Annotated in this window: 17 protein-coding genes; 6 read left to right on the top strand and 11 right to left on the bottom strand. The window is 43.0% G+C overall.

Annotated elements, in window-relative coordinates:
• Window positions 1-13 precede the first annotated feature (13 nt).
• The 3 genes from ACFOSV_RS02350 (at window position 14) to ACFOSV_RS02340 (ending at window position 4,589) form a co-directional block, all read left to right on the top strand.
• A complete protein-coding gene (locus tag ACFOSV_RS02350; RefSeq protein ID WP_377903005.1) occupies window positions 14-1,945 on the top strand; it encodes an OmpA family protein in 1,932 nt (643 codons plus the stop codon).
• A gap of 118 nt (window positions 1,946-2,063) precedes the next feature.
• Complete coding sequence (locus ACFOSV_RS02345; protein WP_377903003.1) at window positions 2,064-3,227, top strand: AIR synthase related protein; 1,164 nt, start codon at window positions 2,064-2,066, stop codon at window positions 3,225-3,227.
• Window positions 3,228-3,230: 3 nt separating this feature from the next.
• Complete coding sequence (locus tag ACFOSV_RS02340) at window positions 3,231-4,589, top strand: neutral/alkaline non-lysosomal ceramidase N-terminal domain-containing protein (RefSeq protein WP_377903001.1); 1,359 nt, start codon at window positions 3,231-3,233, stop codon at window positions 4,587-4,589.
• On the opposite strand, the gene ACFOSV_RS02335 is transcribed toward ACFOSV_RS02340, so the two are convergent.
• Complete coding sequence (locus tag ACFOSV_RS02335) at window positions 4,558-5,181, bottom strand: class I SAM-dependent methyltransferase (protein ID WP_377902999.1); 624 nt, start codon at window positions 5,179-5,181, stop codon at window positions 4,558-4,560. The two genes, ACFOSV_RS02340 and ACFOSV_RS02335, sit on opposite strands and share 32 nt — an antisense overlap.
• Before the next feature lie 39 nt (window positions 5,182-5,220).
• On the opposite strand from ACFOSV_RS02335, the gene ACFOSV_RS02330 reads away from it, so the two are divergent.
• Entirely contained in the window at window positions 5,221-6,579 is a 1,359-nt protein-coding gene (locus tag ACFOSV_RS02330) for an acyl-CoA dehydrogenase family protein (protein WP_377902997.1), read from the top strand.
• Here the strand turns inward: ACFOSV_RS02330 and ACFOSV_RS02325 are convergent.
• Entirely contained in the window at window positions 6,576-7,409 is an 834-nt protein-coding gene (locus ACFOSV_RS02325) for a hypothetical protein (RefSeq protein WP_377902995.1), read from the bottom strand. The genes ACFOSV_RS02330 and ACFOSV_RS02325 overlap by 4 nt on opposite strands.
• 86 nt (window positions 7,410-7,495) lie before the next feature.
• On the opposite strand from ACFOSV_RS02325, the gene ACFOSV_RS02320 reads away from it, so the two are divergent.
• The gene (locus ACFOSV_RS02320; RefSeq protein ID WP_377902993.1) at window positions 7,496-8,131 is read left to right on the top strand and encodes a GDSL-type esterase/lipase family protein; all 636 of its coding nucleotides are present in this window, start codon (window positions 7,496-7,498) and stop codon (window positions 8,129-8,131) included.
• Window positions 8,132-8,246: 115 nt separating this feature from the next.
• Here ACFOSV_RS02320 and ACFOSV_RS02315 read toward each other — a convergent pair whose 3' ends face one another.
• The 9 genes from ACFOSV_RS02315 to ACFOSV_RS02275 all read right to left on the bottom strand — a co-directional run bounded on the left by ACFOSV_RS02315 (window position 8,247) and on the right by ACFOSV_RS02275 (window position 15,608).
• Window positions 8,247-9,812, bottom strand: coding sequence for a sulfatase family protein (locus ACFOSV_RS02315; protein ID WP_377902991.1), 1,566 nt, complete (start codon window positions 9,810-9,812; stop codon window positions 8,247-8,249).
• Window positions 9,813-9,952: 140 nt separating this feature from the next.
• Complete coding sequence (gene atpG, locus ACFOSV_RS02310; RefSeq protein WP_377902989.1) at window positions 9,953-10,819, bottom strand: ATP synthase F1 subunit gamma; 867 nt, start codon at window positions 10,817-10,819, stop codon at window positions 9,953-9,955.
• A 58-nt stretch (window positions 10,820-10,877) separates the two neighbouring features.
• A complete protein-coding gene (gene atpA / locus ACFOSV_RS02305; protein ID WP_377902987.1) occupies window positions 10,878-12,455 on the bottom strand; it encodes a F0F1 ATP synthase subunit alpha in 1,578 nt (525 codons plus the stop codon).
• Between the two features lie 30 nt (window positions 12,456-12,485).
• Window positions 12,486-13,046 carry an ATP synthase F1 subunit delta gene (gene atpH / locus ACFOSV_RS02300; protein ID WP_377902985.1) on the bottom strand — a complete coding sequence of 187 codons (561 nt, stop codon included), beginning with the start codon at window positions 13,044-13,046 and terminating at the stop codon, window positions 12,486-12,488.
• A gap of 8 nt (window positions 13,047-13,054) precedes the next feature.
• A complete protein-coding gene (locus ACFOSV_RS02295; RefSeq protein WP_377902983.1) occupies window positions 13,055-13,549 on the bottom strand; it encodes a F0F1 ATP synthase subunit B in 495 nt (164 codons plus the stop codon).
• A 74-nt stretch (window positions 13,550-13,623) separates the two neighbouring features.
• On the bottom strand, window positions 13,624-13,881 hold the full coding sequence (gene atpE, locus ACFOSV_RS02290) for an ATP synthase F0 subunit C (RefSeq protein ID WP_377902981.1): 258 nt from the start codon (window positions 13,879-13,881) through the stop codon (window positions 13,624-13,626).
• A 38-nt stretch (window positions 13,882-13,919) separates the two neighbouring features.
• Complete coding sequence (atpB, locus tag ACFOSV_RS02285) at window positions 13,920-14,942, bottom strand: F0F1 ATP synthase subunit A (RefSeq protein WP_377902979.1); 1,023 nt, start codon at window positions 14,940-14,942, stop codon at window positions 13,920-13,922.
• A 19-nt stretch (window positions 14,943-14,961) separates the two neighbouring features.
• Window positions 14,962-15,345, bottom strand: coding sequence for a hypothetical protein (locus tag ACFOSV_RS02280; RefSeq protein WP_377902977.1), 384 nt, complete (start codon window positions 15,343-15,345; stop codon window positions 14,962-14,964).
• A gap of 35 nt (window positions 15,346-15,380) precedes the next feature.
• Window positions 15,381-15,608, bottom strand: a complete 228-nt coding sequence (locus ACFOSV_RS02275; RefSeq protein ID WP_377902975.1) for an AtpZ/AtpI family protein — start codon at window positions 15,606-15,608, stop codon at window positions 15,381-15,383.
• A gap of 143 nt (window positions 15,609-15,751) precedes the next feature.
• On the opposite strand from ACFOSV_RS02275, the gene porW reads away from it, so the two are divergent.
• Window positions 15,752-18,370 (top strand): type IX secretion system periplasmic lipoprotein PorW/SprE, encoded by a 2,619-nt coding sequence (gene porW / locus ACFOSV_RS02270; RefSeq protein WP_449224150.1) that lies wholly within the window; start codon window positions 15,752-15,754, stop codon window positions 18,368-18,370.
• Window position 18,371: the final 1 nt, after the last annotated feature.

Raw genomic sequence — 18,371 nt, 5'->3', positions numbered from 1 at the left:
CAATACACCTCAAATGAAACATCATTTTTTAGGAAGTCTATTCCTCTTTTTGGTTCTAATCAGCTCGTGCAAGAGTCTTCAAGAGAAAGGAAATGACCAATTTCTATCTGGGGAATACCAATATGCGATCAATACCTTTGGACAAATTTTGGCTGAAGACTCCGCCAATGTAGAAGCTAATCAAATCGTGGCGGAAAGCTACAGACTTTCTAACCGGATCGAAAAATCGACTCCATACTATGAGCAGTTAGTGGCTCAGGACCCGAGTTTCGAAGCCTACTATCGCTTAGGCTTAAGCTATAAGGCGAATGAGGAGTTGGAAAAGGCCGAAGAGGCTTTTGAAAGCGCTAAGGGATATACTTCAGACGAGGTTTTCTTGGCCGAGACCCAAAGACAAATTGAAGCGATCAAACTCTCCGAAGGCATAGAGGAGTACTTTCCCAACTATGAATTGGTAAACTACCAAGAGCTCAATACAGCAGGAGCTGACTATGCTCCCATTACCAGCGAAAATTTTATCTATTTCACAAGTGGAAGACAAGCTTCTGGACTCTATGCTGCTGATGGGTCTCCTTACACCAAGCTTTTTAGGGCTAGGGCAGAAGGTCTCCGAGTGGATGTAAGTGGAGTACAAGCACTTCCGGAGTTTAGAAATGAAGAAGGATTGAATCAAGCAGCAATCGCTATTAGCCCTGATGGCAATACGATAATCTATGCAAGAGGGAATTCAACTTCCCCTAAAGATTTTCCTGAAACAACTCTTTTTGCCTCCTATTTTAGAGGTTCGGGTTTTACTCAGCCAATTTGGATGCCTGTAAACGAAGATGAAACTTGGTACAACACCACTCCTGCTTTTAGCCCAGATGGAGAGGAATTATATTTCGCCTCTACACGTCCAGGCGGATATGGAGGTCTTGATCTTTACAAAGCCACCAAATTAGCCAATGGCGACTTTGGTAATGCAAAAAATCTTGGCCCCACTATCAATACCCCGGGAAATGAAATGTTCCCTCGACCTACTGCGGATGGGAAATTTTTCTTTTCCTCAGATGGACATCCTGGCCACGGGAAATTAGACCTTTTCGTAGCTGAACTGGATGAAAGTGGAACTCAAGTCATCAGAAATTTAGGAGAAAACTTTAACTCCAATCAGGATGATTTTGGCATCTATTTCACTGAATACCCTAAAGAAGGGTACATTTCCTCGAATCGTGATGGAGGTGTAGGAGATGATGACATCTATTATTTTGAGGATAAAACTCCTAAGCCAAAAATCGTCAATGTACTGCTAAATGTATTTACCAAGCAGCGTGTTGCAGGGGAGCCTGATGCAGTATTGGAACAAGCCAGAGTAGTACTATATGACGGACAAAACAAGCAGATGGATGGCAACTTCTCCAATTCAACAGGAAGAGTGAGATTTACACTCGCTCCGGATGAAAACTACACGATCATCGCTTCCAAAAGCGGGTATTTCTCGAAATCAGTTCCTTATACAACTAATGGAAAAACTCCAGATCCCTCGACCTTGGTACAGGATGTGACCAACATTACTCTGGACACAACCATTGTCTTAGATCAATTAATCTTGGACAAGTCCATTGTCTTAGAGAACATCTATTACGATCTGGACAAGGCGGATATCAGACCAGATGCAGCACTCGAATTGGATAAACTTGTACAGATCCTGAAGGATAATCCAACCATCAGAATCGAATTAAGTTCGCATGCTGATGCCCGAGCTACGGATGCATACAACGATGATTTGACTCAGAGACGAGCTCAATCCGCGGTGGACTACATTGTATCACAGGGAATTGCGGCAGACCGCCTTGTAGCCAAGGGCTATGGTAAGCGCCAGCTGATCATTCAGAATGCACAAACTGAAGAAGAACATCAAGTCAACCGACGTACTGAGTTCAAGGTAATCGCGGTCGAAAATTAATACTGAATACCACTTACAAAATATAACCCTTCGATTTGTAATCATCGAAGGGTTTTTTTTATCCCATTTGAGTATAATGGTTAACTTTGATCTCAATACAGAACATTCCCCCGCACCTATGAACGAGCGCTATATGCAACGTGGTGTTTCCGCTTCCAAAGAAGACGTACACCAGGCTATTTCTAATTTGGATAAGGGCCTTTTCCCAAAAGCTTTTTGTAAAATCGTAGAAGACACTCTGGGCAATGACCCGGATTTTTGCAATATCATGCATGCAGATGGCGCAGGAACCAAGTCTTCTCTAGCCTACCTCTATTGGAAGGAGACCGGCGATCTAAGTGTGTGGAAAGGAATAGCACAGGATGCCATCATCATGAATACAGATGATCTCCTATGTGTCGGGGCCATTAATAATATCCTCGTTTCCTCCACGATTGGGAGAAACAAAAATCTAGTTCCTGGCGAGGTCATATCTGCCTTGATCGAAGGGACTGAGGAAGTGCTTCAGATGCTTCGTGACAATGGTGTTCACGCTGTACTTACGGGTGGGGAGACTGCTGATGTGGGTGATCTTGTCCGAACTATCATTGTGGATAGCACCGTGACTTGCCGAATGAGGAGAGATCAGGTCGTTTCCAATGATACCATTCAAGCAGGTGATGTTATTGTTGGCTTAGCCTCATATGGTCAAGCTAAATACGAAAACCAATACAATGGCGGAATGGGAAGCAATGGGCTAACCTCTGCTCGCCATGACGTTTTTAATAAAGTACTAAAAACAAAGTATCCAGAAAGCTTTGATCCGGCTGTACCAGATGATTTGATTTATTCTGGAAAATATAATCTTTCGGATCGTGCACCTGGTACCCAGCTGGATATGGGTAAGCTCGTTCTTTCTCCCACCCGGACCTATGCGCCGATTATGGTGGATGTATTAAACTACATGCGGCCAAGAATTCACGGCTTGGTTCATTGCTCCGGCGGAGCTCAGACCAAGGTGCTTCACTTTGTAGACAATGTCCATGTGATCAAAGACAATCTTTTCGAAACTCCCCCACTTTTCAATATCATTCAAGAAGAAAGTGGAACGGATTGGAAAGAGATGTATAAAGTCTTCAACATGGGTCACCGAATGGAAGTCTATCTCGACGAAAGGTATGCAGAGGAAATCATCGATATCTCAGAGTCCTACGGGGTAGAAGCCAAAATCATTGGACGAGTGGAGCCTTTTGAAGGTAAAAAGGTGACCATCACCGGCGAGCACGGATCTTTCGAGTACTAATTCATGAGTGCCAAAGGCATTGCAAGCGGTATTTTGAAAGGCATCCTCTGGATCGCCTTGAGTCTAGTGGTGGTTCTACTCTTTACAATTACCACAGTAGATCGCTCACCAATAACTGAGCAAAGTTTTTACAGCCAGACCTTTCAGGCCCTGGATTCTGCACGATTTACAAAGACTCAAGGGGAAAGCTGGTCTGCAGGCTGGGCAAAAAGCAACATGACTCCTGAGAATCCAGTGGATCTTGTGGGATATGCCCCCAGGGGAGATTATGACTTCATAGCTGACAGTAGTTATGTGAAAGCGATCACCCTACAAAATGGCCAAACCCGCATCGCTTGGTTATCCTTTGAGCTTTTGATCGTCCATCCCTTTTTGGCCAAAAGCATAGAATCTGCTGTTCAGGAATCAAAACTCCCCATAGATCAACTTCTCTTTACAGCAACGCACACACATTCAGGAATGGGTGGGTATATGCCCGGTCCACTCGGAGCATTGGCGTTTGGAGGCTTTGACGAAGAAGTGATTCAGGAAATGGTTGATTCTTCTTTAGATGCCCTGAAAAAAGCTATTGAAGCGGAAGAAGAAGTGAGCATTTCCTTTCGAAAATCAAATGCATCTGATTGGGTCTCCAACAGGTTTGTAAAAGATGGCCCAACAGACCCCTACGTTCGCCAGCTGATCTTCAGTAATACTTCAGGTCAAAAAGCTACCCTACTCACCTACTCAGCCCATGCCACCTGCCTGACTACGGGATATATGGGACTTTCGGGGGATTATCCTTTTTATCTGATGAAAAAGCTGGAAGAGGAAGAGTATGACTTCAGCATTTTTGCCAGCGGGACAGTGGGAAGTCATAGACCAAATCGGCCTGGGAATACACTTGAAGATACCCAGAATTATGCCTATTCTTTGGCTCGAGATATTCAGCTAAATATGACTTACTACGCAACAGTCAAACAAAAAGCAATACAAACCGGTCGTTTAGATCTAAAGCTCCGTGAGCCACACCTCAGGGTATCTGACAATCTTCGCATCCGTCCCTGGCTTTTCAATTGGCTGGTCGGTGAAAGTAATGCACACTTAGATATCACCAGAATCGGCAATACCCTTTTCATCGCTTCGAGTGGAGAAATTTCCGGTGTGTTTTATGAAATGTGGGAAGAGTCGGCAAAAGCTCAAGGCCTGAACCTCATCATAACTTCATTCAATGGAGGATATATGGGCTATATCACACCGGATGAACTGTATGACGAGGATTTCCATGAAGTGAGACAAATGAATTGGTATGGCCCTGGAAATGGAACATATTATCAAAACCTAATCGATGCGATCATTCTGAAAGTGGCGGAAACGTATCCTTGATTTTCCACATTTGACTTCGAATCCAGCCATTTTTCCAAGTTTTCTCTTTGACTTTTTCAAATCCCAAAGAGTCCAAATGCTGCTCATAATCCGGAATATCGTTTCTTGGATGAGAAGTAGCAATTCTAAAAAACTGCATCATAGCAAATTGAATGACTCTTTGCCGTAAAGTCTGAGGAGGAAAAAAATCAACCAAATGAATCAATGTATCCGGTTTTACCAGCGCTTTCACCTTTTTCAAAAAGCTTACTAATTCTAAATCGGACAGCGTATCAAGCACAAAATGAAGCCAAACTTCATCATAGCCAGATTTTTTAGGCTGCCCAAAATCCCCTAAATGAAATGCTAAAGCACTTTGCTCTAAATTTTGCTTTGCCAAGTCCAGCATGGATGAGGATATCTCCCAGTAGTCTCCTTGCAGCTGAGCAGAAAAATCTTGATAATCGACCCCGTCTCCTCCACCGATGATCAGTAGATTTTTAGAAATGGAAGGCTCAATAAAAAACACTTTGGCCTGAGACAGTGCCTGACCAAAAACTAGTTTGGCCAAAGAGGAATAGCTGGAAGCTATGCTACTGTAAAGATCTTTCACTAGATTAAAGGAACAGATTTTAGCTTAAAATTCCTGCAGATGAAAAATTTATTCAAAAGTCTCCGCAATGTCAAAGACCTGCTTTCCATGATCGACTTGGATCAGATTGGTGAGCTTTCTAGAAAAGTAGACCTCCCAAAAATGGTGGGATTGGTTTCCAAAATGAGTGAAGAAGACCTCTCCAAAATGATGGGAATGCTCAAGGGAGGCAGCAAGCCCAAAACCATCCCAGCCGTGAATGGAGATTTTTATGAATTGGGAAAAACGCTCTCAGCAGATGAGCGAGAGATCCAGCTGAAAGTTCGAGAATTTATGGAGCGGGAGATCAAACCAATTGCGAATCACTATTGGAGTCGAGCTGAATTCCCCTTTGAAATCATCCCAAAGATGGCCGAATTGAATATCGCCGGACTGACCTATCATGGCTATGGTTGCCTGGGCAAATCAGCGCTTTTGGAAGGGTTTATTGCCATGGAAATGGCTAGAATTGACACCTCCACCTCCACTTTTTTCGGCGTACAAAGTGGACTAGCTATGGGATCGATTTACCTCTGTGGATCGGAGGAACAAAAGCAGGAATGGCTTCCAAAAATGCAGAAATTAGAAAAGATAGGGGCTTTTGGATTGACTGAGCCAGAAGTAGGGTCCGGCGCCGCTGGTGGTCTGACCACTACCTGCAAAAGACAAGGAGACTCTTGGATTTTGAATGGACAAAAAAAATGGATCGGTAATGCAACTTTTTCCGACATCACTGTAATCTGGGCCCGCGACTTGGACGACAATCAGGTCAAGGGCTTTATCGTCCGCAAAGAAAACCTAGGGTTCAAAGCAGAAAAAATGGAGGACAAGATGGCTTTGCGAATTGTCCAAAATGCATTGATTACTTTGACGAATTGCGAGGTACCAGAAAGTGACAGACTCCAAGAAGCCAAGTCTTTTAGGGATACTGCAAAAGTCCTCAGAATGACCCGAGCGGGAGTAGCTTGGCAAGCGGTAGGTTGTGCCAGAGGAGCTTACGAGCTAGCTCTTGCCTACACCAATGCTCGCAAGCAATTTGGCAGACCAATCGCTTCATACCAGCTGGTACAGGATCTTTTGGTAACAATGCTTGGAGATTTGACAGCCATGCAAACAATGGTTTTTCGCCTTTCCGAAATGCAAGATTCAGACATTTTGAAGGATGAACATGCCTCGCTTGCTAAGGTCTTCTGTACTTTGCGAATGCGATCTATTGTGGACCACTCCAGAGAGCTATTCGGCGGAAATGGAATTTTACTTGAGCATGATATCGCTCGATTTGTCGCGGATGCAGAGGCGGTTTATAGTTATGAAGGCACCAAGGAAATCAATTCACTCATTGTGGGTCGTGCCATCACCGGACACAGCGCATTTGTCTAAAAAAATAGAAGAAGCCAAGGAAGCGAAAACACCAATTCCATCTTTTGGCGGTTTTGCTGGACTTCTCGATTTTTCCCAAAAAAACTTAAATAATGCCAGCCTATCATCAAGAGCAGAAGTAGTGCAAACACCCGGTAAAATGAAATGAAAAAAATCCCTGCCAAGAGGCAGAGGACAATCATCCCTAAAGCCAATAGCCGGATACTTCGAATGATCTTTTCCTCAGGTAGGAAGCTGGCAATGGAATTGAACCCCTTCAACTGATCATCTTCGGCATCCATACTTGAAAGCATCAGCAGATTCAAAAAAGCCAAGCCAAAATAAAGAACGGCAAGAAAGATACTTGGCAAGTTGAACTCAACCGAATCTGCGAAATAAATCGGAAGCCAAGAGATCCCAACCACGTAAAAAAGAGCATTGCTCAGCTCTTTGAGCCATGCAGCAGATTTTTCAAACTTTCGAAGCAAGCCAATCACACCTAGAATCAAAACTGCAAGACCAAGTGCAAGATACAGGACCATGGTCCAGCCGAAAACCCAAATTCCTCCAGAAATACAAGCTATCGCCACTAGTCCCCAGGCGACCCAAAGACGCCGCTTATTTCTTAAATGATATCCATGTCGGTCTGCACTGGAGCCGCTAGGGATCTTCACAGCATCAAGGAGGTGATCTAAGGTGTAAATGCTCCAAACTGCTCCTCCTAAAAGGAGATAAGCTTCCAATTCGATTTCCACGCGGAAGAGCCTCGCAAAAAATAACATCCCCGCCATGGCGCCGGAAACCACATCGAGTGAGAGCCAAGAAATTCGCTGATAGATGGATTGGAGCATATGCAAGTCTCAAAAATAGAATAATAGCCAAGGACTAAAAACAATCTTCGAAAGCTAATTTTTCCTATTTTGAAGAAAAAAGTTCAATGAAACGTATTTGCTTATTCTTTCTTGCTATATGCACCACAATGATCAGTTATGCCCAGCAGCCAATCAAAATTGCCTGCGTCGGTAATAGTATCACCCAAGGACCTGGACGGGATAACCCTGAAAGCTACCCGCTTCAAATGCAGGCCATCCTAGGAGACGCTTATGAGGTGGTAAATTTTGGAGTGAGCGGTAGAACTATGCTTCGCAAAGGGGATTATCCCTATTGGAATGAACCGCAATTTGAGCAGGTCAAGGAATTCCAACCAGATGTGTTGGTCATCATGCTGGGTACAAATGACTCGAAGCCTCAAAACTGGGCCTATGCTTCTGAGTTTCGAAAGGATTACTTGGATATGATCGCGGAATTTAGAGAAGCTATGCCTACCGATGGAAAAGTTTACGTGGTTCTGCCAGTTCCCGTGACACGAGAGAATTTCGGAATCACACCCGAGGTAATGAACAATGAACAGCGGCTTATGCTGTATGATATTATCGATGAAAGTGGTGCGGATTTTATAGATCTCTATACGCCATTTATGGGAAAGGAAGATTTGCTCCCAGACGGAGTACATCCCAATGTGGAAGGCTTAGGCATAATGGCAAGTGTAATTGCTAGAGCAATACGATTGTAGGAAAAAAGATTTGAGACAATTGTAATGCGAGCCAAATTCTCTTTACTTAGTTAGAATAGAGTAAAAGAAGACAAGACTTCTCAAATTGAAATTCTAGGCATCACTTTAAGCCTTTTTAGTCTTCATCCATAAACCAGGTCTGCTTCCATTCCCCATCAAAGGGATCATTTAGCTGTTTCGGGCCTGGGGTACTTCTACCTTCTTGGATATATTTGATCAGCAGTTGCTTCAGTTCTTCAGCTTTTTCAGGGTTTTGGAGAAATTGATTTTGCGTTTCACTAGGGTCTATTCTAAGATTGTAAAGCTGCATCTCAGGCAGCTCCGCCTCCGCAAGGTCACCCGGTTTAGGAAAACTCCATCCTCCTGATCCTTTGGCGGTAATTAGTTTCCAGTCACCCTTTCTTATCGCGAAAGTACCATTCACAGAATGAAAGACCTTTCCCTCACGTAGATCTTCATTCTCCTGTTCACCAAACAGAATCTTCAAAAAGCTAGAGCTATCCTCCCCCTCGTTTTCCCCAAGAGTATCCCCCACTAGGTCAGCAAATGTGGCCATTAAGTCCGTTTGGGAAATAGTGACATTGCTCACGGTGGTAGGTTTAATTTTTGAGGGCCACTTCACAATCATGGGCACTCGATGTCCCCCCTCATAAATATCGGCCTTATGACCACGAAAGATTCCGCTAGGCTGATGCCCCATTTCCACCATTTTGTCAAAACCTGCTGCTGGAGAACAGCCGTTGTCACTGGTAAAAACTAGTAGCGTATTTTCTTCAATCCCTGCATCTTTGAGTGTCTGATTTAATTGGCCTATATAGTCATCAATCATCATTATAAAATCTGCATAGGGCAGCAAACCACTTTTGCCCTGCCAAGCTTCAGTGGGAAGAATGGGTGTGTGCGGAGAAGGAAGTGCCAAATAAAGAAAGAATGGGGTATTACTTTTCGCTTGCTCTTGGATGTAGTTGATACTCTTTTTAAAAAATAATGGGGTCACCTCCTCATGAATAAAATCATCACTTGTAGGACCTTCTCTCCACCAAGAATATTCTCCCTCATCAATCGTCACCTTCGTCGGAATACTGGTGATTTGGTTGTTTTCTACATAGACATAGGGAGCGATATCCAAGGAAGCAGGCAGGGCAAGGGAATAGTCAAAGCCTCGTGTGCCAGGTGCATTTTCTATCGGTTTGCTGAAGTCCAATTGATCATAGTCTTCAGGGTTCCAGCCACCCTCCTCAAAAGCCTCACCCTCTTTCAGACCCCAATCCATCCCCAGGTGCCATTTCCCAATAAATGCCGTCGTATATCCCGATCGTTGAAGCATTGAGCCAAGGGTAGTACGATCTGCTGGAATCAAAGCTTTCGACTTTCCTGTGAGCACGCCTTCTTTAAGCCTAGTACGCCAATTGTATCGGCCAGTGAGCAAGGAATAGCGTGTGGGTGTACAAACTGCCGATGTGGTATGTGCATCTGTGAATTTCATTCCTTCGACCGCTAGCTGATCAAGGTATGGCGTCATGATCAAACTTTGGGGATTATAGGCTCCCATATCACCATATCCCAGATCATCCGCTAGGATCACGATAATGTTGGGCTTGACCGGATTATCAGCAGCTTTATTTTGGCAAGAACTAAAAACAACCAGACAAACAAAGAGAAGAGAACAAACTAGGCACATAATTAAAAGGATTTGTGTATCAAAATAGCCAATAATCCCGAAAGCGACTTTAACTTCTCCATTGAACTCAATGCCTCAAAAAATAAAAAAGCCACAATTCGTATGAATTGTGGCTTTGAATTTTATTAATCTCTTTGTGCTTAGCCTAATGCATTGGCTCCTGCCACGATCTCGAGGATTTCGTTGGTAATAGCCGCCTGACGAGTTCTGTTATACATCAGTTTCAACTCCTTCAAAAGCTCACCAGCATTTTCAGTTGCCTTATCCATGGCAGTCATTCGAGCACCGTGCTCAGAAGCATTACTCTCAAGCACTGCCTTGTAAAACTGAATCTTCAAAGATGTTGGCACTAGCTCCTCTATGATATAAGCTCTAGATGGCTCTAAGATATAATCCACCTCTGAGGTTGATTTGGTCTCAGTCTCTTCTGCCTTCATTGGCAAAAACTGCTCAGTTCGGATGATCTGTGTAGCTACGTTCTTAAACTCGTTGAATACCAATACCACCTGATCCACATCCCCATTTACATAGGCATCCATGGCATATTCAGCCGCAGCACGGACATTGTCAAAAGACACATCCTGGAATACTAATGAGAAATCAGAAACGGTGCTAAACTTAGATTTTCTGGCATAATCTAAGGCCTTTTTACCCAAAGGAAGAAGTTGGATCTCTTTGCCTTCAAACTGGGTACGAATCGCATGATTCGTTGCCTTGATAATGTTTGAATTAAAAGCTCCACAAAGACCTTTGTCAGAAGTAATAGGAACGATAAGAACCTTTTTCACTTCACGACTGCTCGCATAAACAATATCTGCAGCTCCTTCAGAAGCAGCCGAAACATTGTTTAAGATGGTAGTAAGTTTTTGCGAATAGGGACGCATCTGGACGATCTTGTCCTGAGCTCTACGCAGCTTAGCAGCCGACACCATTTTCATGGCACGGGTAATTTGCTGAGTAGACTGCACAGAGCTTATTCTCTGCTTTACTTCCTTAAGATTTGCCATCTGTTTGCTTAGTACTTCAACCAGATCTTTGAGGGCAGAGCCCTACTAGACCAATTTTTTATTTTGCGTAATTTTGAGAAAGTTCGGCAGCTGCTTTAGCTAGTACCTCTCCTGCACCATTGATATCACCCTTAAGGATCATCTCCAATGCCTCTGGATAAGTAGTGTCAAGCAATACATAGAACTCTTTCTCGAATGCTCTTGCCTTCTCTACAGGAACGGAATCCATCAAGCCTCTAGTAGAAGCATAGATGATCGCCACCTGATGAGCAACAGAAACTGGAGAATATTGCGCCTGCTTAAGAATCTCTTGGTTTCTTCTACCTCTTTCGATGGTACGCTTAGTGGTAGCATCAAGATCAGATCCAAACTTAGAGAAAGCCTCAAGCTCACGAAACTGTGCCTGATCCAATTTCAAAGTACCAGCCACTTTCTTCATTGACTTGATCTGAGCATTACCACCCACTCGGGATACTGAGATACCTACGTTAATCGCAGGACGAATACCAGAGTTGAAGAGGTTAGTCTCAAGGAAGATCTGACCGTCTGTAATCGAAATTACGTTGGTAGGAATATATGCAGAAACGTCACCTGCTTGAGTTTCGATAATAGGAAGGGCTGTTAAAGAACCACCACCTTTTACCAATGGTCTCAAGGAATCAGGAAGATCGTTCATTTGCTGAGCAATTGTATCCGACTTATTGATCTTAGCCGCACGCTCAAGCAATCTTGAGTGAAGGTAGAATACGTCACCAGGATATGCTTCACGTCCTGGAGGTCTTCTTAGAAGCAAAGAAACCTCACGGTATGCTACAGCTTGCTTAGAAAGATCATCATAAACCACCAAAGCAGGACGTCCGGTATCACGGAAGAACTCTCCGATAGCAGCACCTGTAAATGGTGCAAAGAACTGCATTGGTGCTGGATCAGCCGCAGATGCAGAAACAATAACAGTATAAGGAAGAGCGCCGCCTTTTTCTAGTGCAGCCACCACGTTGGCAACTGTAGAAGCTTTCTGACCAATGGCTACATAGATACAGAATACAGGCTCGCCTCTATCGTAAAATTCTTTTTGGTTGATGATCGCATCAATTACTACTGCAGTCTTACCTGTCTGACGGTCACCAATTACAAGCTCTCGCTGACCTCTACCGATTGGAATCATCGCATCAATTGACTTGATACCTGTCTGAAGAGGCTCAGTCACTGGCTGTCTGTAGATTACACCCGGAGCTTTACGCTCAAGTGGCATCTCATAAAGATCGCCAGCAATAGGACCTTTACCGTCGATAGGGTTACCCAAAGTATCCACTACTCGACCAAGCATACCTTCACCCGCCTGGATAGAAGCGATCTTCTTGGTTCTTTTTACCGTGTCACCTTCTTTGATTTCTTTAGAGTCACCGAAAAGTACGGCACCCACATTGTCCTCTTCAAGGTTAAGCACCATTGCCTTAAGCCCATTGTCAAATTCCAACAATTCGCCGGATTGCGCTTTTGAAAGTCCGTAAATACGAGCTACACCGTCACCAACCTGAAGGACTGTTCCCACTTCTTCAAGCTCTGCAGAGGTTCTTGCTCCTGAGAGTTGCTCTCTCAAAATTGCCGAAACTTCATCTGGTCTTACTTCTGCCATGATATGATAAGTTTATAATTGAACGCGTTTTTAAAACTGTTTTTCGTAATGGTTTTTCGCAAACTGAGTTTTTAAATCTCTCAATTTACTGCTCAATGAATCATCCAATAGACGGTCATTGACTCTTAGGACAAAGCCTCCGATAATCTCAGGATCCACTTTTTCTTCAAGCTGTACTGTTTCTAGTCCAGAGATTTCTTTCACCACCTTCAGGAATTCTCCACGGAGCTTCTCATCGATTGGGAAAGTGGTGGTCAAATAGGCCACTTGGATAGAAGAGTGAAGATTATATTGAATCTCAAACTCTCTCGCTACATCAAGAAGAATAGACTCTCTGCTTTTTCTTGCGATAATCTCAAAAAAGGTCATTGTCAATTTATCAGCTCCTTTTTCAAAAAGAGCTTTTAGAATTGCCAACTTCTTCTCCGAGTTGATGATTGGGTTTTTTAAAATCACCCCAAACTCATGATTCACCTCAGCGATTTCACTCAATTTTTGAAAATCAGCATGCACTTCTTCTAGTCTTCCTTTTTCTAAAGAAAGCTCTAGAATCGATTTTGCGTATCGTGATGCTGCTCTATAATTTGCCATGGTAGGGCTTAGTTTAACTTAAGATCTTTGACAAATTCGTCTACAAGTGCCTTTTGAGCTTTGTCATCAGACAAATTCTTTCTCAATAATTTCTCTGTTACTTCTAGCGTAAGCATAGCCACTTGAGTCTTTACTTCAGCAAGTGCTGCTTTTTTCTCAGTTTCGATTACCGCCTTTGCCTTTTCGATCATCTCGTTACCAGCCTTGATAGACTCTTCCTTTGCCGTTTCGATCATTTTGGTAGAAGACTCATGCGCCTTGGCGATGATAGCGTCTCTTTCTTTTCTGGCTTCAGCTAAAAGCTTCTCATTCTCTGCTTTAAGATTTGCCATTTCATTTCTGGCAATCTCAGCTGACTTCAGCGCACTTTCGATGCTTCCTTCTCGCTCTTCAAGAGCTTCAAGCATAGGCTTCCAAGCAAACTTGATCAAAATGAAAAGCAGACCTAGAAAACCAATAAGCTGCCAAAATATGAGGCCTGTGCCGGGAGTAATTAAATCCATGAGATATAAATTTTATTTCGGATTGTTCAATAGTTAAAGAAAGGGAAGGCCAGAAGCCTTCCCTCCTAAGTCATTTAAGCGATCTCCGCGATGTTTAGCGCGATCAACAAACAAATAACTGCTGCAAACAAGGAAACCACCTCGATCAAGGCAGCAATGATCAACATTGCACCTTGGATCTTACCAGCAGCCTCAGGCTGACGAGCGATAGATTCCATTGCCTGACCACCGATACGACCGATACCAAGACCTGCGCCAATCGCAACAATTCCTGCACCGATACCAGCTCCCATTAGAGCATATCCAGCGGACAATAAGATAAGAGTTAACATAGTTTTTGATTTATATAATTGAACAAAGAAATTCCTAATTAATGGTCATGAGCATGCTCTGCAACCGCCCCGCCAATGTACATCGCACTAAACAGTGTGAATACGTAGGCCTGAATAGTAGCTACAAGTAACTCGATGATATTGATAAAGGTCACCATGACCGTACTTACAAATCCAATAGCGTAAGATTCGAAAATAAAGGCAAGGGCAATGAAGCCCAAGATTACGATGTGGCCTGCCGTGATCGCAACAAAAAGTCGGACCATCAAGGCAAATGGCTTTGTAAACAAACCTATAATTTCCACTGGCACAATGATTAACAACATAGCTGGTGGTACACCAGGTGTCATAAATACGTGCTTCCAGTAGTCTTTATTTCCATTGACATTGGTGATGATGAAGGTCAACACTGCCAACACCATGGTCACTGCAATATTACCCGTCAAGTTGGCAGCACCTGGCAGAAGACCTAGGAGATTACCAAACCAAATAAATAAAAATAGGGTAAGAAGATAAGGGACAAATTTTTTGTATTTCGGTCCAATAGATTTCTCAGCAATCTCATCTCTTACAAAAATTACAATCGGCTCAATCAGAGAAGCCACTCCTTTTGGTGCTACAGGGCCATTTTTCTTGTAATGGCCTGCAGCCGAAAGGGCCATCCAACCCAAGAAAATCAACACAATAAATAGCATCACCACATTTTTGGTGATAGAAAGCTCCAAGAAGCTTGCACCATCTACGCGCCCTAAATGATCGTGCTCATCGATGAAATATCCTTCATGCGCATATTCTTCACCGAAGGCATGGGTTTCGTGATTTTGAAAATTTGTGGACATGAATACTTCCAACCCTCTATCGCCTGAATAGACAATCACAGGAAGGGGAAGGGTCACATGAGTGTGTCCAAAAGTAGCAATATGCCACTCGTGGGAATCCTTTACGTGATGCATGATAAAGCCAGTCTTGTCCTCTTCAGAACCTGCGGCTTGTGCTGGGTTTACAAACACCAACATACATGCTGATAATAAAAGACTTAGTGCCAATACTTTGCGCGTCATCAACTCTTTTTTTTGAGGGCTACTTCGAAATCGGGCGCAAGTTAGATATAAAGGTGTAGATATCAAAAGCTAAGTAGAACAAAAAAATGATAAAGAAATTGGCGATAAACAAAATAATATTTTCCATACCCAACCACGCATAGATCCCAATGAAAGATAATGAGGCTATGAATCTCAGAATCATTCCCAATACCATGATTTGAAAGAAATTTTCAGAAAAAGATTTAAGCAAAAATCCATTCAAAAAACCGATGACAAATGACACGATGGTGAGGAATAAATAAATCTCCCAAACCTTTTCGTGAATAATTACAGAAAAGAAAAACTGAAGCAATGCAATAGACACAGCAAGTGCTAGTGCAAAAAGGAGGAACTGAATGTGCGGGTTTTTCGGGAGCTTCATGGGTATCATTTGGTGCAAAAATAAGCCATCCCTAGCTAATTATCCCGCTGCATTGATTTCCATAGCTGATAAAAAGCAATAATGATGGAAATAAAACAGAAAAGCAGGAGCCAGATGGGAAATTTCATTTCACTTTTCTGCTGGACCCACCACCCAAACCAAGTGCCAGCCCCAATAACTCCAAACAATTGAAATGAAAGCCCAATATATTTTACGTAGATAGGTGGCCCCTTAGGCTTTTCAGGTGAATTTTGATCTGACATTCGCTTCGATTTGAGCCAAATTTCTTAAAAAATCCTATTTATCAAGTACCCTTTTAAAATTGAATGACTAAATGGCTTGGCTGGTCGTTCTGTTAAGTGCAGCAAATACCCTATTTTGGTACTTTATTTGGTCAGCCTATCTTATGTTTAAAAAAGGGACTTTCTCTTTTCTTTTGATCTTTTTGTTTTTGGCATGTTCTTCCGAGAAGAACACCTTCACTAATCGTGCCTTTCACAATCTTACCTCGCATTACAACGCCTACTACCTTGCAGATACCAAAATCAACGAGGTGAAAAAAGAGGTTCGCAACAAGTACAAGGAAGACTACACCCAAATCTTGCCTGTTTTTATTCCGATAGACTCTGCCACGATAGACTCCAATGAAGAAGTCCTCGAAAACGCTCGCGAACTAGCCTCCAAAGCTATCGAATGGCACAGAATCAGCAAATGGGTAGACGATAGTTACTTTCTTCTTGGCCAAATTGACTATCTCCAGGGGAATTTTGACGACGCTCAAAATACCTTTAAGTACGTCAATGTCAATGCTAAGGACAATGATCTAAGACATCAGACCTTGGTGGCTTTACTCAGACTTTATGTGGATTTGGGTGAGTATGAGAAAGCCAATTTTACCATTGATTACTTATCGAAAGAAGAAGAAATCAGCGATGCCAATCGATACGAACTCTACCGAACTTTAGCCTACTACTATGAAAGTCGAGACGATTTGAATGGAGTTTTGGGAGCTTTGGACAAAGCCTTGGACTACGAGCAGGATAAAAAAGAGGCCTCTCGGATCAATTTCATATTAGCTCAGCGCTACCAACGTTCGGGACTGGATGCCTTAGCTTTCGATTATTATAAAAAGGCATTGGACGGAAACCCACCGTACGAAAGAAGTTTCTTTGCGCAGCTTTATGCCCAACAAGTAGCCGAACTGAATAAATCTAAGGATCTGAAAAAGGTCAGAAATTACTATGAGGATCTCTACAAGGATCCAAAAAACAAAGACCTCAAGGATGTGGTGGTTTATGAAATGGCACTCTTTGAAGAAAAGCAAGGAGACCTGGACCGAACTCTTGAGCTGTTGCATCAGGCTGCCAAAGAACCCGGAAGTAACCCTCGACAAAAGGGATATATCTACCAAAAACTCGCTGAAATCAATTTGGATCAATTTCGAGATTACCGAGCTACGAAGTATTATTTGGATAGCGCCCTGACTTTTATTAAAGATACTGATCCAGTCGCTATTCAGATCCAAGAACAAAAAGAAATGCTGGATCAATATGTGTTTCATGTGGAGCGAATCGAGCAAAACGATAGCCTGATGACCTTGGCCAAAAAAAGCCCTGAAGAACAACGCTTGATCGCAGAGACCTACATAAAGAGCGAAGAGGAACGCCTCCTCCGTGAAGCAGCCGAAGCCCAGCAACCCCAATCATCTAGCATATTTGACAATTTACTCGCATTCAACGATCGCGGAACCACCTCCTCTTTTTACTTTGACAATAGCCTGGTTATGCAGCAGGGCGCAATAGACTTTCGCCGGAATTGGGGTACTCGCCCACTTCAGGACAATTGGCGGAGAAGCGCTGTGAGTTTTCAAGATGCCAATCCCACCATAGCAGCACCATCAGAAACCGATTCGGTTTCGGTAGAAGAGGATAATCCTTTAAATCAGCTTCCGGATATCGATGAATTATTGGGGCAAATCCCAAGCTCACCCGAAAGATTACAGGCATTGGACCTCGAACTGGAGGAATCTTACTTTGAACTGGGTAAGTTGCTTTTCTTCGAATTGAAAGAAGAGGAGCAAAGTATTACCAATTTGGAAACGGTGGTGCGAGAATATCCAGAGTCCAGTAAAAAACCTGAGGCTTACTATCTGCTCTATCTCGCCCAAAAAGATCTAGGAGGAAACTATGAGCAATACAGTGCGAGACTTAATCGTGAATTCCCGGATTCTAGATTCACTTTTTCGGTGAATAATCCGCATGCCGCCTCCGGCAATCTTGCATACCTCAAATCTTCAGAAGAATATGCGAAGGCCTATGATGCGTATTATGGTGGAAATTATAGCCAAAGCAAATCAATCATTCGAGGAGCACTAGAAAGTTACCCCTTGACTCGTAATACCGAACGATTGATGCTTTTGGACATCATGAATACAGGTAAAACTGAAAGTAAGGCAAACTACAGAGCAGAACTCGAAAACTATATCGCCAATAGTCAAGACTCTGCCCTAGTGGATCTGGCAAGAAATATGCTCTACCCACTACTATCAGAAGAAGAACTGGCCAGTCTTAATCCACAAAAAGATACACAGTCCGATTCTACGGCTGTAAACCCTGATGAATCTACCGAGCAAAATGTAGATATTGATCTCAGTGAGTCCCCGTATAAGGTTAATAATTCTCAAACGCACATATTTGTATTGGCAATGGAGCCTTCTCAAGCAGAAACGGCAGAGCGTTTGCTAGGAGATTTGGAAAATTTCCACGCCAAAAATTTCTCAAACGCTAGGCTTCGGACAGGAAATATGAATATGAGTAGGGAAAATGCGATTTATATCATTAGCCCTTTCACCTCAGCCGATCAAGCCAAAAAATATTATGAGATCTTTGTCAAGGAATTCAAGTCTGAAAATTTGCCACAGGAAATAATCAATTCTAGCTTCTTTATCTCGATTGAGAATTTCCAGACCCTGAATAAAAGTAAAAACCTAGATGAATACAGGGCCTTCTTTAAGTCCGCATATTGAT

Source organism: Algoriphagus namhaensis, from assembly GCF_042649705.1.
Taxonomy (GTDB): domain Bacteria; phylum Bacteroidota; class Bacteroidia; order Cytophagales; family Cyclobacteriaceae; genus Algoriphagus; species Algoriphagus namhaensis.
This window is presented reverse-complemented; position numbering and strand designations above follow the sequence as displayed.

Bases quoted from the DNA above. Each gene is read 5' to 3' on its own strand.
- ACFOSV_RS02280 (WP_377902977.1), bottom strand. From the start codon at position 15,345: ATGAAGCTCCCGAAAAACCCGCACATTCAGTTCCTCCTTTTTGCACTA.
- ACFOSV_RS02350 (WP_377903005.1), top strand. From the start codon at position 14: ATGAAACATCATTTTTTAGGAAGTCTATTCCTCTTTTTGGTTCTAATC.
- ACFOSV_RS02325 (WP_377902995.1), bottom strand. From the start codon at position 7,409: ATGCTCCAATCCATCTATCAGCGAATTTCTTGGCTCTCACTCGATGTG.
- ACFOSV_RS02345 (WP_377903003.1), top strand. From the start codon at position 2,064: ATGAACGAGCGCTATATGCAACGTGGTGTTTCCGCTTCCAAAGAAGAC.
- ACFOSV_RS02330 (WP_377902997.1), top strand. From the start codon at position 5,221: ATGAAAAATTTATTCAAAAGTCTCCGCAATGTCAAAGACCTGCTTTCC.
- ACFOSV_RS02275 (WP_377902975.1), bottom strand. From the start codon at position 15,608: ATGTCAGATCAAAATTCACCTGAAAAGCCTAAGGGGCCACCTATCTAC.
- atpA (WP_377902987.1), bottom strand. From the start codon at position 12,455: ATGGCAGAAGTAAGACCAGATGAAGTTTCGGCAATTTTGAGAGAGCAA.
- atpE (WP_377902981.1), bottom strand. From the start codon at position 13,881: ATGTTAACTCTTATCTTATTGTCCGCTGGATATGCTCTAATGGGAGCT.
- atpH (WP_377902985.1), bottom strand. From the start codon at position 13,046: ATGGCAAATTATAGAGCAGCATCACGATACGCAAAATCGATTCTAGAG.
- ACFOSV_RS02295 (WP_377902983.1), bottom strand. From the start codon at position 13,549: ATGGATTTAATTACTCCCGGCACAGGCCTCATATTTTGGCAGCTTATT.
- atpG (WP_377902989.1), bottom strand. From the start codon at position 10,819: ATGGCAAATCTTAAGGAAGTAAAGCAGAGAATAAGCTCTGTGCAGTCT.
- porW (WP_449224150.1), top strand. From the start codon at position 15,752: ATGTTTAAAAAAGGGACTTTCTCTTTTCTTTTGATCTTTTTGTTTTTG.
- ACFOSV_RS02315 (WP_377902991.1), bottom strand. From the start codon at position 9,812: ATGTGCCTAGTTTGTTCTCTTCTCTTTGTTTGTCTGGTTGTTTTTAGT.
- atpB (WP_377902979.1), bottom strand. From the start codon at position 14,942: ATGACGCGCAAAGTATTGGCACTAAGTCTTTTATTATCAGCATGTATG.
- ACFOSV_RS02340 (WP_377903001.1), top strand. From the start codon at position 3,231: ATGAGTGCCAAAGGCATTGCAAGCGGTATTTTGAAAGGCATCCTCTGG.
- ACFOSV_RS02320 (WP_377902993.1), top strand. From the start codon at position 7,496: ATGAAACGTATTTGCTTATTCTTTCTTGCTATATGCACCACAATGATC.